We start from the raw sequence: 14,092 nt of genomic DNA on the forward strand, positions 1-14,092 counted from the left end.
TTATAAAAAAGAGAGCGGAATGAAATAACTCCATCCCGCTCTCTTTTTACAGACGTTATCTTACTTAAGACTATCAACTTGTGTCGCGTCTAATGCTTCAGCAATCCTTTTATAAGTGCCTGCTAGCGATCCGCCACCTGAACAGTAATAATTTAAAACTCCTTCATCTTCAGATTTTTCTGGTGCTATCGTTAAAGAAGTACCATCGAAAGTAAATAATACATTCTTTCCTTGAAGTGAGGCCTGATAAACTCCCTCTTTAATTTTTGTTGCATTTTTATCAAGTGTACAAGTCGGTTTTTTCTTATCAGCACGAGATCTTATCTGTATCGTGATACTGCTATCCTGTTCGCTTTTAATCGTGACACCAACCCAGTCAAATCCTTCAGCCCTTTTATCATAGTCAGCAGTAACATAATTGCCATCTATGGTCAATACAGGTGCCGCTTCAGTCGGTGTTGCCGGGGCTTGGGTTTTGGAAGTTGGTTGATTACAGCTGCTAAGTGTCAAAAGGAAAAATCCGGACACAATCATGCTTTTTAGAATATACATTTGATGTGATTTTATAGTTACTTTAGTATAGCAAAAGGCCGACCAAACTGATGTCTAAGTGAAGAAAAATCGAAATATGATGATTTTATTAACCGCTGTAATTTGCATCAATGCAGATCGGATAATATAGCATCATATCGGGTTAATATTGTTTCATTAAGTTGTTTTCTATCCGACTAACTTTATCATGATAATCAATGATTGCTTGTGATAAATAAATTTGAATAATAATATCTGCCCTATATGTTGCGAATTTTCTTACGTTCAAGCAGAAATTATAAACGACTAAAATTTTAGCATTAAAATAAATTATGATCAATAAAAAAAACACCCTCGTTATGATGCTTTTAGCCATAGGCTCCTATACCTTTGGGCAGTCAAAGGTTCACGTGCCGGCATCATCTACACAGCCGAGCAAATATCAGCTGGAGCAAATCAAACGCAAATATGGCATGTTCGTGCATTTTGGAATCAATACTTTTCATAATGAGGAATGGACAGATGGATCAAAACCAGCCTCCTCCTACAATCCGACAACAATCGATGCGAAGCAGTGGGTAGCTACAGCCAAAAATTCTGGAATGAAATACATGATCCTAGTTGCTAAGCACCATGATGGTTTTTGTCTATGGGATAGTAAATATACCGAATATGATGTTGCCAACTCTGGTAATAAAACAAATGTTGTAGAAGCGATAGCTAAGGAATGTGAGAAGCAGGGTATCCGTTTAGGACTTTATTATTCATTATGGGATCGGAAAGAAAATGGAAATGTAAAGGATGTAAAAGCAGACTTTGCTTATAATAAATATATGCTGAACCAAATCAATGAATTATTGGAGCTGACGCAGAAACATACTAAAGTAGTCGAGTTGTGGTTAGATGGTGGTTGGGAAAAGGAAAACTACCGTTGGCCTATTCAGCAACTTTATTCCAATGTAAAACAGCTTGCACCGCAATGTCAAGTAGGGGTTAATTGGACGGTTGGTTCTCCAAAAAATGTTGACCAACATCCCGTACTTCCAAATGATCAGCAGGAATATTTTCCAATCCGTTATTTTCCAAGTGACTTTCGTTTAGGCGATCCCTATCTTCCTAAAAATCCAGACCCAAAATTGTTTCTAAACCAAGGGCAGGTTTATTATATGCCGTTTGAGACAACAGTAGTTTTAGGGAAAAGATGGTTTTATCATACCGATGATAATACGCCCCGCCCTGTTCAGGAATTAGCAGATATGTATAAAAAAGCAACAGCTCAAGATAATATTTTGATATTAAATGTAGGTCCAAATCGTGAAGGTAGAGTCAAAGATACTGATGTGGAGGTCCTACAAAAGCTTAAAGTAAATCTAGGGTTGTAGTTTAGTACTATTTTAATAGCTGGTTTTTATTTTAAGAAGTTGACACCAGAAAAACTTGTTTCAATGAGAAATGAAAGTTGTTTGGGGATAGATATGTGTTAATGAAGAGTAGGCAGAGCGCTAATATATTTTCTGAGCATGCTCTACACTATACATGCCCTAAGCATATACTAAGCAGGGATAAAGTATATATAAAGCGTATTTGCTTATGTACCTTATCTAAACAAGCTAAGTGCGTGGTAAGTGTGCTGTAAGTGTGTGAAGTATACGCTTTTCACACTGTATCTACGCTTTATCTACGCATATAGTACGCTTAAGGCACGCTTTATCTATACTCTACGCATGGGTAAGTATTCTTGTTTTTATGATCAAAATACAATAAAGTAAAGTTTAAGTTATGTCAGTGCTGTGTTTACTTTTGAGCTTAAAACTATTTATTTGTCCAAGATTAGGTATCTTGCAAGGAAATTTTAAGGTAGAAAATTGTGACGCATCAAGAACGGACAAGTAAAATCAGAAAAGAGATAACAGAGTCATACAAGGCATTAAAATCTAAATATCCTTTGCTAAAATACCAAAATGCGATAGGGCTCAGCATTTTTTTACTCTGTGTAGGCCTGAGTTTACTAATGGGATATCTGTGGTATATTGATGTTGTTCCGGCTTGGAGTTTAATCGTCGTAAATGCATTTTTGTTTGGCGTTTTGCATGAATTGGAACATGATTTAATTCATTACATGTACTTTAAAGGTAATAAAGCCATTCATAATGTGATGTTATTTTCGGTATGGATCCTAAGACCTCTAACTTTAAATCCTTGGTTTAGGCGCACACTGCATTTACATCACCATCGTTTTTCAGGGACTTTACATGATGTCGAAGAAAGAGGAGTTACCAATGGTGAAAAATGGACATTGAAACGTCTTTTGTTTACTCCGGATTTGGTATTAGGAAATTTACTTCGCGTCAGAGGATTATTCTCCGATATCAAACGTGAAGTAGACAATGGCAATTTGAAATTTGAAACTGCTCATAAACTTAAGCTGTGCGGTGTCTTTGGATTAATTCCACTGACCATCGTTTCACATATCCTTTTATATTTTTTTGGTGCAGATTTATTACTTGACTTTTTAAATCGAAAATTTGATATTGGCTTTGTTTTCCCAATAGTGATTAAATCAATATTAAGCTGGTGCAATCCTATTATCTATATTATTCTATTACCAAATTTATTACGCCAGTTCTGTCTCCATTTCATCACTTCAAATTTACATTATTTTGGAGATGTAGAGAAAGGAAACGTGATCGAACAGACCCAGATATTAAACGTTTGGTGGACATATCCATTTCAGATATTCTGTTTCTTTTTTGGATGGACACATGGTATTCATCATTTTGTTGTGAATGAATCTTTTTATGTAAGGCATATCGCCCGTAAAAAAGCACATGAAATCATGAAAGCACATGGTGTCCGTTTTAATGATATGGGAACATTTAGAAGAGCAAATCGTTTTAATGAAATAAGTTAGTTTTTTAAGTCTTGGAATTGCGAATGAAATTGATTGTTGGCGCTTGGATGTAGGTCTTATTACTATCTTCCTGTGCCATTATCTTCCTTGAAGCAAGCCACTCGATGTCGCTTTCTCTTTCGCTTCTTTTAACTTTTCTTTTTCATTTTTATAATTGACTTTTAACTTTTCGAGACGTATTTTCTTTTCGCTTTTGCTTAAATAATGATCATTCTCAATAAGTTTTTTGTCGGCATCATAACGATTTTCCAATTTTTCTAATGCCTCATCTGCGTTGTCGCTTACGTTATCTTTAATCGATGCTCGTTCATCACCATACTTTTGCAACCAGTTTTTTTGTTGTTCAGCAGTTAATACATTAAAAATTTCTTTCTTATGCTGTAAGGCCAGCTCACGTTTCTTCTGTCCCTTTTGATAGCCGGATAAAGATGAATTGCGGCCTATTGCTTCAAACTTAGACGCTGTACTTTTATTTATCGCATTAATTTTTTCTTCCTGTTGAGGAGTTAGTTCGAGCTCTTGATCATGTTCCAGACTATCGGTGAATATAGCCGTACTTTCCTTTTTTGCTCCATTTTGTTGCGCGCATGCACTAAAACTGAGTGTAAAAAGAGCGATACCTGTTAATAGAGTAAGTTTCATCATATTAATTTATTGAGCTTACATACGTTGAAAACCGTGCCAAAGACCCCTAAGTTTATCATCAATAAATTCAGTTTGCAGTGATGGCGCATAGCATGCAAAGAAATGCTATAGGGGGGGACCAAAAGTGAAATCAGTAAATTTTACAAATCAAACTCAAAATACCGTAAAATAGCAAGCGCAACTTTTCCTCACCTTTGTATTGTCCTCCTGATAATAAATATTGAGGTAGGATGGAAAACAAAAAGGTAGATTTCAAGATTTAGTCTACAAACAACATGCATATATGAAAAATTTAAAAAATATATTTTTAGGATTGACAGCGATGACAACATTAGCGGCCTGTAACAATCCAGGAAATAGTAAAAACAAAACAGCAAATATGATAGCACAACAAGACTCGACTCACAATCACGAACATACTTACGCATGTACAATGCACCCTGAAGTAACAGGACATAAAGGTGATAAATGTAGTAAATGCGGTATGGAATTACAGCCTATTCATCAGGAAGATTCGACCAAGTTAGCGGTAAGTATTTTAGCCTCACCACAACCTATAGAAGCCGGAAAACAAACAGCGCTGTCGATTTCTATCAAAGAGAATGAAAAAAATGTCGTACTAGAGGAAGTACATGAAATGAAAATGCATCTCTTGGTTGTAAAGGAAGATTTATCTTGGTTTGATCATATTCATCCCGAAGAACAGCAAGATGGTACTTACAGTGTGAAAGAAACATTTCCGGTCGCAGGAAACTACCTGTTGTTTACAGATTATAAACCTCAGGGATTGGGTGGAGAAGTTGCGATGAAGAAACTTGAAGTAACAGGTACTGCGATTAACAGTTCTTTTGAATTGAATCCAAAAGCAGTAGCAACAACGGCAGGTTATACGGTTACTTTGATTAATGCAAATGATTTAAGAACAAATCAAACGCAAGATCTGCAATTCTCTGTAGAAAAGAATGGTAAGAAATTAAAGGAAAGTGATTTTCAAAATTATTTAGGAGCAACGGCTCATATCGTAATGATCGGAGCAAAAGATAAAGATTTCCTTCATATCCATCCGGTATCAGATAAGCGCTTTCCGATATATGCGCAAACAAATATTAAAAAAGCGGGGATATACCGCATGTGGGCACAGTTTAAAATTGACGGACAAGTGCACACGGCAGATTTTACAGTTGACGTAGCTCAGGGAGAGAAAGGTAATGATGAAGGAAAACACCATGAACATCAACATTAAATGATCATAAATAATTAATGTAAGAACGCCTAACTTTTTAATTAAAGTTAGGCGTTCCTGTATTAATTTTCATTCTGTAAATAATGATCTCGATTGAAATCTACAGTACAATAACATTTCCGAAAATAAAAGAGATAATAATCTGTACGCTCTTTTATGATGACAGTTTATGCAATAATATCTTCATTTTTTTTATTTGATTTTGCTTCGAGATAAGGATTGTGATAACGTTTGTAAAACAATTTCTTGTCATCTCTATAGCTGGAGATAGCTCCCAGTTTATGCAATAATTTGATATAGTACCAAGCGAGATCCACCTGATGAGGTTTGAAACCACTGCGTGCACTTTTAGGAAATAAATGGTGATTGTTATGCCATTCTCCTGCGACAATTCCGGGCCATACCTGGTTGATAGATTTATCATTCACACTGAAATCTGTGCCTTCCTTTTGTTTATCTTCTCCTTTGGCATGACCTTCATAATTAAAAGTACGGACACCAATTCCCCAGAAAGCTGCTGCACCAAACAAACTGCAAGCAAGTGGATGACCGCCTATTAGGAAAAATACGCTGTACCAAAATGCCCAGTTTAATAATGAAGATACTATAGCATAAACAGGAGGTACATAAGAGCCCCATTTTTTATATTGATGATAAGAATTCGCTGGTACACCCGTATGTGACATCAGGGATTTAACTCTGTTATAATCCTGCTCATTCAGGTTCTTAGATATCGGCTGGTGATTGACATCTGCAAGAAAACAGTATAAAAACCCAGCCTGGGCATTATAAGGATCACCTGGTTGATCTGATTTGGCATGATGTACATGGTGTGATATAACATATATTTCTTCTGGAATAACACTGATTGTGAGATTTTGCGTAACAAACCGCCAAAAAGGATTTTTAAACTTATAGGCTCCATGTGTACAGTAGCGGTGGTGCCAGATCGTTCCATGGGTCCCCATGATGATCATACTGTATACAAAGGCCGCTAGAACTGTCCACCAGGTCAGGTAATTCGTTAAAAAAATAAAGAAAAATGGAATAAGACAGGCAATCTTGAACCAGCTGAAAAAAGGAAGCCAATTTCTACGGTCCTTAAAGATGTTAAACCGCTTAAAGAATTCGGTAATGATTTCTTTATTACTGGGCTTAATAAGTTTCCCCGTCGCATCTTGCCACCCGTAGGAAGGTGGTTGAAGTACATGGTCTAAAAATGATATGTTATTAATAAATTTATAGTTTAGTGTGTTCGTAATTCTATTTTTCATTGCAAATCAATCATAGTGATCATAATATTTAAAATATTTACAATTGAAAAATAGTGGTATAGATCGATAAATGGAGTTCCAAATTTGTTCAGTACGGGATTTGATCTGTTAAAGTAATTAATACAAGTATATTCTTTTGGAAATTAATCACAAGCACATGATAAATACCATTCTTTGCGTGGTTGATGAAACTGATTTAAGTTGGGAGGGTACATTAAAAAATGTAGTTAATTAGCACAGATGCTAATTACTACATCAAAAATACCGAGAATTAAAATAATTCCCGAATTCTTTTATCTTGCTATGCGCACATTAAATGCGTTAACACCTTTTTGACCGTTTTCTACTTCGTAAGTAACGTTTTCGTTTTCGCGAATATCATCCATTAGACCTGTTGAATGTACAAATACATCCTGACCACCGTTTGCTGGTGTAATAAAACCGAAACCTTTGGTAACGTTAAAGAATTTTACTGTTCCTTGTTGCATTATATTATTGTTTTTATTAAAATTATTTAAAATTCTGAACTACTGTAAAAGACATAAAATATGACTTCCAGAAGTTAATCGATCTGCTAGAAAGAAAAAGGATGTGTGTAAATTGAAGGTTGATTGGAGTCAAGCTCTAAGAGTACTGCGCACTTTTTATGAATAACAAAAATTAGCAATTGATAGGAGTAAACAGACAGTGTAGGGCAAACCTACTGTTTTATTAAACGCAATCATGCTTGATTCTAAGACAAAGATAAGCTTTGATTATTTAAAATCAAAATATTTTTTCTAAAATAAATTTTTTTTATTATTTATGAAATTTTAAAACTGTTAATCAACAATAGATGTGTGGTCTCAACAGTTTAGCACAAGGGGGAATTAGGGATTTCTGTTTTATAGCCGACTACTATTGAATTTCGGATTAGATTGACTCGAAATATTTTGAAATGGAAACTTCCGATAAAAACTGGCTAGGTAGCTACGAACTCAAATTAGAGGTATTTACAGGTTATTGACAACAACAATGGGATACGAAATCAGAAAAATTTTAGATTCTTTCTTCGGCAGTAGTTACTCTAAAAGAAGGTAAACTTTATATCTTGAAATTTTTTAATGGATCAGAATGACAAGATACCACTTTGGTAGGTATAAGTCATCTTTTTAATATCAGTTGGCTCGTGATATGCCAAGGGGATTTAGGTTTTAACAAGTATCAGTTATGGGACAAGCCTCATATTGGCGTAATAAATAAAAAACATATGATATTAATTAGATGAAGGCCTCCTGTATGAACTGAGAGGCTTTTTTTTTAACAAGTTCATTCCTAAAAACATTTTGATTTTAAAAAAAGATGTTAATAATGCGTGCAAATCGGGTAATATAACGTGTATTTGGGATAGATTAGTTTAATAAATTTAGGGTAACAAACCGGTTGTGAATTAAAGCATCCTATTATTACAATTTCTGGTCAAACTTGGTTGATAGACTTGTAATTTATACTGTGATAAATAGCGGGCTGAAATACGATGCCCCATCCATTTATAGTTTAAAAAAACTACATAGTTTGCTTTGCGTAAATTTTATTAAATTAGTTTTGAAAACCTTAATCGTGATGCAGATTTTAATTGCTGCATTATAAAAACTATAACTTATTATAAATAATCAATTTTTCATCTTATGAATAATGTTCTAACGTATTTTCCTCGAATATTAGCAATGTTACTTTTTAGTATCGTTTGGAAGGGGAATACTGCTATTGCTCAGTCTGCTGTGCCTAAAAAAATCTATATTGCCAAGACGGGTAAAGATAGCAATCCAGGAACTGTAGATAAGCCTTATAGAAGTCCGTCTGCAGCGCTTGAAAGTGTTGCTAAATTGAAGAAAACTGGCTATAAAGGAGCGGTTGAGGTGCTGATTAGCAAAGGTGAATATTATATTAACAAACCACTTATCGTTGGAGCTGAATTGTCTGGTACTGCAGATGCACCATTTACGATTAAAGCGATTGATGGCGAACGTGTTACTTGGAGCGGGGCTGTACCACTTAAGCTGTCCTGGACAAAAGGTGCTAACGGCGTCTGGAAAACTCAGGTGCCAAAAGGTATGAGTTTCCAAAGCCTATTTGCAGATGGAAAGCAGTTAATTCGTGCACGATATCCAAATTATGATCCAGCAATACTTCCGTTCAATGGGTATGCTGCTGATGCCATTAGTCCAGATCGTGTGAAGGGCTGGAAAAATCCTGTAGGTGCCTATGTACATGCGTTGCATATCGGCCGATGGGGTGGGTTTCATTACCGTGTTGTAGGTAAAGATGCTGAAGGGAAACTGAAACTGGAGGGAGGCGAACAGAATAATAGACCCAGCGCGATGCATGAAACCTATCGTTTTGTCGAGAATGTTTTTGAGGAATTGGATGCCGTTAATGAGTGGTATCTGGATGAAGGTTCAGGTACATTATATTATTATCCTGCCTCAGGAGTAAATCCTAATAACCTGCAATTGGAAGCCCCACAGTTGGAGAATATCTTAACAATTAAGGGTAATCTAACACAACATGTGCATGATGTACATGTAGCAGGTATTCGTTTTGTCTACACGGCGCCTACTTTTATGAAGACTTCCGAGCCTCTACTGAGAAGTGATTGGACAATTTATCGGCAGGGAGCAGTTAAAATTGAAGGTGCTGAGCGCTGTGAGATCAAGGAATCGGAATTTGTAGACTTAGGCGGTAATGCCATCTTTGTCAGTAATTACAATCGGGATGTGAAAATCTCAAATAATTTGATTGAACGTATAGGCGCTGGCGCAATCAACTTTGTGGGAAATCCTGATGCGGTACGATCCCCGTCTTTTCGTTATGAAAACTTTGTAGCGGAAAGCAAAATGGATACGATTCCTGGTCCTAAATCGGAGGATTATCCAATGAATTGTGAGGCTAGTGACAACTTGATCCGTAAAATAGGAACGATCGAAAAACAGGTTGCTGGAGTTCAGATCGCAATGGCCTCGTCGATCAAAGTACTGTACAATACCATATATGAAGTCCCTAGATCGGGAATAAATGTAGGAGATGGAACATGGGGTGGCCATGAAATTGCTTACAATGATGTATTTCATACCGTACTTGAAACAAGTGATCATGGTGCATTTAATTCTTGGGGAAGAGACCGGTTTTGGCACCCTGACCGCCAAGAGATGGATCGACTATTAGCGGTACATCCTAATTGGGTAACGTTAGATGCGGTGAAGACGACTCTTTTACATGACAACAGATTTCAGTGTGATCACGGTTGGGATATTGATCTGGATGATGGTTCGACGAACTACCAAATCTATAATAATATTTGTTTAAGCGGTGGCCTCAAACTTAGAGAGGGATTTTATCGAAAAGTATATAATAATGTGATGATCAATAATGGTTTTCATCCACATGTATGGTTTAAAAATAGTCATGATGTATTCAGAAATAACGTGGTTATGACGGCTCATGAGGATATCCAGGTTAAATATTGGGGAGATACGGTTGATAATAATTATTACACAAGTAGCCAGGCATTGTTAAACGATCAATCAAAAGGAATAGAAAGCAATGGAAAGGTGATCTTAGCAAAATATAAAGATGCGTCAATTGGTGACTTTAGATTGGATGTTCCTAAACTTGATGGCTTTGAAAATTTTGACATGCTACATATGGGAGTTCGTAATCCTCGTCTTAAAGCATTAGCCGAAGGACCTCAAAGCCCTCAGGTAGCAGAAACGAGAGCGGATACGAAGAAAGATGTATATATGTGGAAAGGAGCAACCCTCAAATCTATTGAAAACTTAGGTGAGCAATCTGCAGCTGGCCTAGCGTCCATAGCTGGTGTATTGGTACTTAAGGTTGATGAAGGTAGTACAGCATATAAAAACGGATTACGGATAGGGGATGTGATTATAGGGTGTCAAGATAAAAAGGTAGATCATCTAGCCGACCTTCAGGTAATTTTAAAACGAGATGAAGCTAAAGATTCATTTACTTTAATCGTTCATAGGAACCAAAATAAACAAACTATTGTGATCAAATAGTTGATCATTAAAAGCATGTTGTTGCTATTTCTACTGAATGTAAGCCACGTGCTGTTGATTGTGTTTTATGAAATAGATTAGATCTTCATACGGATAGAGAAAATCTTTAGGTCTACAAAAAAGCCTCTCAGATAATTTTTGAGAGGCTTTTGTTATGGTAAGAATTTTATAATCCTTACTAAACTTAAGTTTTTTTAAAGATGTTAATAATGCATGCAAATCGGGTAATATAACGTGTATTTGGGATAGATTAGTTTAATAATTTTAGGGTAACAAACCAGTTACATTATAAACCAATTTACCTATGTATTTATTCAAACCTATAATTCCAGGTGCATATCGCATGCAGGTATTTCTAAAAAAGACTACCATACCTTTGGTAGTACCGTTCTTTTTAAGCACGCTGTATCTTCCTGTTCATGCTGCATATGCAACAACTTATCAACAGCAGGTCTCCATCACTGGAACGGTTAAAGATGCGCGGGGTACAGTTCTTCCTGGTGTCACTGTTCAGGTTAAGAGAACTAATCAAACGGTTAAAACTGATGAACAAGGGCGCTTTAGTGTCAATGCTACCGCAAAAGATGTTTTGCATATTACCTCTGTTGGTTATGAGCCTCAGGATGTGGTGATCGGGGATGCAAAAACATACAGTATCACTTTGCAGGAAGGTAGTGAGCAAATCGACGAAGTTGTGGTTGTAGGATACGGTACCCAGAAAAAAGTCAACCTTTCCGGGTCTGTGGCGAGTGTATCGGGCAAGACCATTACTGAGCGTCCGGTTCCTAATGTTCAAAACCTATTGCAGGGACGCATCGCCGGACTTGATGTGGTACAACCTACCGGGGAGCCTGGCAGGGACAATGGGAGCATGCGGATAAGGGGGCTTGGGTCGAGCGGAGCGTCGCCCAACCCGCTCGTACTCATTGATGGAGTTGTTGGATCGATGTCCAACTTATCCCCGCAAGATATTGAAAATGTTACTGTTCTTAAAGATGCATCTTCCGCTTCTATATATGGCGCAAGAGCAGCTAATGGCGTTATTTTAGTTACCACAAAAAAAGGTAAGCTCGGAACCAGTAATATTGAATATACAGGAAACTGGGGCACCAGTGAAGCGACCAAATACCCGGATCTGATCACCAATTCGGTGACCTATATGGAGATGTATAATTCGGCAAGAGCCAGAAGCGGACAGCCAGCGGTATACACGCAGGCGCAGATCGATAGTTATAAAAATAATCCCAATAGCGCCGAATATCCAAACTTTGACTGGTTAGATCATGTGCTCGGAAAAGGTCCTATTCAGAACCACAATCTCAGTGTTAACGGTGGAAGTGAGAAGAGTACGCACAATATCTCCCTCAATTATCTGGATCAGAACAGTATTACCAAAGGATATCTTTATAAAAGATACAATGGTCTAACAGATTATACCAATCAGGTTCACAAAAGGATAAAAGTAGGTACTAATGTCAACTTTTCATATCAGGATTTTAAAGCGCCCTGGTTGACCAACGATGACCTGTTATTATTGGCCTATGCGGCTGCACCGACGTTTTCACCCTATTTACCAGATGGTAGTGGTCGATCGGCTGGACGTGATTATATGAGTACAGGAGGAACTAACCGTACGCCAGAGGAAGTGTACAATACAGGTGCACAGCTGACCAAAAATTACAATGTCAATGCGCAGGCGTTTGTGGATGTCGACCTTATGGAAGGATTGAAATGGTCTTCAAAGGCAGCGTTTACGTTTTATAATCAGGAATATAAACAGCGCCAGTTTGGTAGCCCTGCCTACGCCTTTCATCCCAACGATAAAGGCGAATATGAGCAGTCGGGAAATGGTAATCCAACTTTTAATGGGCTTAGACAATCGTCTGACCGTAATATTACCAAAACATTTTACTCGACATTAAACTATGTAAAGACGATAGCTGAAGATCATAATATCAGTGTGTTGGGAGGATATGAACAGCAGGATAATAGAAGTACTACAATAGGAGGCGGACGCTATAGTTTTCCTAACAATGTTCTTATGGAACTGGACGGAAGTTCTCCTAAAGATCAAACCTTGAATGGTAGTTCTTTTGAATGGGCGCTCAAGTCTTTTTTTGGAAGGGCAAACTATGACTACAAAGGAAAGTACTTCTTGGAAGGTAATATTCGTCATGATGGAACCTCGCGGGTAGGACCAAAATATAGATGGGGAACATTTGGTGGAGGGTCTGCCGCTTGGCGCATCTCAGAAGAAGATTTTATTAAAAATAATGCAACTTGGCTGGATAATCTGAAACTACGTGCTTCTTATGGCGCGTTGGGAAATCAGGAAATAACAAGAGATGGGAATCTCGATTATTATCCTTACCAGAATATCCTTTCCAGTACAACCTATACATTCGCAGATCTAGAAGCTGGTGTTATGAAGAGGCGTCTTGTTGAGAATAATTTACGCTGGGAGAAAACAGCGATTACCGACATTGGTTTAGATGTTGATATTTACAAAGGGCTCTTTGGTGCAACCATCGACTGGTACAATAAAAATACGACGGATATCCTGGAAACAAGAACGGATGTTCCGGCTAGTATGGGTTTAATGCCTCCGATCATCAATGCAGGGGCTATGGTGAATAAAGGAATAGAAATTGAGCTGAGACATCAGAATCAGATAGGTGAATTCAATTACGGTGCTAATGTGATCTTCAACCGTTACCGCAATAAAGTGACTAATAGATTGGCCGAGACTTTAGGAACGATTGAAATTGGTCAGCCTTATAATAATTTCTTCCTATACGATTGGATCGGCATCTTTCAGAGTCAGGCTGATATCGACAATTCACCGAAACAGCCAAATTCTGGTGCAGTTAAACCTGGTGACCTGAAGATGCGAGATGTGGACGGTAATGGAAGTATCGGTCCAGAAGATCGCATCCGGATCAGTAGATTCCCGGATTACAGTTATTCTTTCAATGTCTATGCAGGTTGGAAAGGATTTAATCTAAGTGCATTCTTTCAGGGCGTACAAGGACAAAAGGTGCAGGTTAGCCAATGGGGTTACGATCCTTTTATGCAGGGATCAGCACCACCGACGAGATTTTTGGATGCATGGACACCGACCAATCCGAGTAACACCGTTCCGGCAGTGTACCTGTCAGGTTATGCCGGCGTATCGGGATACCCGTCAACCTACTTCTTGCAAGATGCATCTTACTTACGGTTGAAAAATCTATACCTGTCTTATACTTTTCCTGAGTCCATTACCAAACGTATAGCGGCTAAAGGAATTACGGTGTATGTATCGGGCGACAATTTGATCACCTGGACAAAATACGAAGGTAATGATCCGGAAAGATCGGGTTCTGGAAGATTTGCGCAATTTCCGCAGCTTAAGATGTATACAGCGGGAATCAAGATTAAATACTAATCT

General features: G+C 37.5%; 9 protein-coding genes. 5 read left to right on the forward strand and 4 right to left on the reverse strand.

Going from position 1 to position 14,092, the window contains the following annotated elements; translation table 11 throughout:
* Positions 1–60: 60 nt before the first annotated feature.
* Positions 61–552, reverse strand: coding sequence for a hypothetical protein (locus M2265_RS23375; protein ID WP_021189189.1), 492 nt, complete (start codon positions 550–552; stop codon positions 61–63).
* 311 nt (positions 553–863) lie between these two features.
* Here M2265_RS23375 and M2265_RS23380 point away from each other — a divergent pair, with 311 nt between their 5' ends.
* Together M2265_RS23380 and M2265_RS23385 are read left to right on the forward strand one after the other, a co-directional pair.
* Positions 864–1,913 (forward strand): alpha-L-fucosidase, encoded by a 1,050-nt coding sequence (locus M2265_RS23380; RefSeq protein ID WP_132770252.1) that lies wholly within the window; start codon positions 864–866, stop codon positions 1,911–1,913.
* A gap of 485 nt (positions 1,914–2,398) precedes the next feature.
* The gene (locus M2265_RS23385; protein ID WP_132770250.1) at positions 2,399–3,442 is read left to right on the forward strand and encodes a fatty acid desaturase; all 1,044 of its coding nucleotides are present in this window, start codon (positions 2,399–2,401) and stop codon (positions 3,440–3,442) included.
* A gap of 78 nt (positions 3,443–3,520) precedes the next feature.
* Here the strand turns inward: M2265_RS23385 and M2265_RS23390 are convergent, their stop codons facing one another.
* Positions 3,521–4,087, reverse strand: coding sequence for a hypothetical protein (locus M2265_RS23390; protein WP_132770248.1), 567 nt, complete (start codon positions 4,085–4,087; stop codon positions 3,521–3,523).
* A 283-nt stretch (positions 4,088–4,370) separates the two neighbouring features.
* Between M2265_RS23390 and M2265_RS23395 the strand changes: the two genes are divergently transcribed.
* Positions 4,371–5,330: a heavy metal-binding domain-containing protein gene (locus M2265_RS23395; protein ID WP_243655415.1), complete on the forward strand. Its 960-nt coding sequence runs from the start codon at positions 4,371–4,373 to the stop codon at positions 5,328–5,330.
* Positions 5,331–5,497: 167 nt separating this feature from the next.
* Here the strand turns inward: M2265_RS23395 and M2265_RS23400 are convergent, their stop codons facing one another.
* Together M2265_RS23400 and M2265_RS23405 are read right to left on the reverse strand one after the other, a co-directional pair.
* Entirely contained in the window at positions 5,498–6,604 is a 1,107-nt protein-coding gene (locus tag M2265_RS23400; RefSeq protein ID WP_243655414.1) for a fatty acid desaturase, read from the reverse strand.
* A 293-nt stretch (positions 6,605–6,897) separates the two neighbouring features.
* On the reverse strand, positions 6,898–7,092 hold the full coding sequence (locus M2265_RS23405; protein WP_021189194.1) for a cold-shock protein: 195 nt from the start codon (positions 7,090–7,092) through the stop codon (positions 6,898–6,900).
* A gap of 1,179 nt (positions 7,093–8,271) precedes the next feature.
* On the opposite strand from M2265_RS23405, the gene M2265_RS23410 reads away from it, so the two are divergent.
* Complete coding sequence (locus M2265_RS23410; RefSeq protein ID WP_132770246.1) at positions 8,272–10,662, forward strand: PDZ domain-containing protein; 2,391 nt, start codon at positions 8,272–8,274, stop codon at positions 10,660–10,662.
* A 304-nt stretch (positions 10,663–10,966) separates the two neighbouring features.
* Entirely contained in the window at positions 10,967–14,089 is a 3,123-nt protein-coding gene (locus M2265_RS23415) for a SusC/RagA family TonB-linked outer membrane protein (RefSeq protein ID WP_207902428.1), read from the forward strand.
* Positions 14,090–14,092: the final 3 nt, after the last annotated feature.

This window comes from Sphingobacterium kitahiroshimense (assembly GCF_025961315.1).
GTDB classification, from domain to species: Bacteria; Bacteroidota; Bacteroidia; order Sphingobacteriales; family Sphingobacteriaceae; genus Sphingobacterium; species Sphingobacterium anhuiense.

What these genes read in the sequence shown, in the direction of transcription:
- M2265_RS23375 (WP_021189189.1), bottom strand. Translation starts at nt 552, where the DNA reads ATGTATATTCTAAAAAGCATGATTGTGTCCGGATTTTTCCTTTTGACA.
- M2265_RS23380 (WP_132770252.1), top strand. Translation starts at nt 864, where the DNA reads ATGATCAATAAAAAAAACACCCTCGTTATGATGCTTTTAGCCATAGGC.
- M2265_RS23390 (WP_132770248.1), bottom strand. Translation starts at nt 4,087, where the DNA reads ATGATGAAACTTACTCTATTAACAGGTATCGCTCTTTTTACACTCAGT.
- M2265_RS23395 (WP_243655415.1), top strand. Translation starts at nt 4,371, where the DNA reads ATGAAAAATTTAAAAAATATATTTTTAGGATTGACAGCGATGACAACA.
- M2265_RS23400 (WP_243655414.1), bottom strand. Translation starts at nt 6,604, where the DNA reads ATGAAAAATAGAATTACGAACACACTAAACTATAAATTTATTAATAAC.
- M2265_RS23405 (WP_021189194.1), bottom strand. Translation starts at nt 7,092, where the DNA reads ATGCAACAAGGAACAGTAAAATTCTTTAACGTTACCAAAGGTTTCGGT.
- M2265_RS23410 (WP_132770246.1), top strand. Translation starts at nt 8,272, where the DNA reads ATGAATAATGTTCTAACGTATTTTCCTCGAATATTAGCAATGTTACTT.
- M2265_RS23415 (WP_207902428.1), top strand. Translation starts at nt 10,967, where the DNA reads ATGTATTTATTCAAACCTATAATTCCAGGTGCATATCGCATGCAGGTA.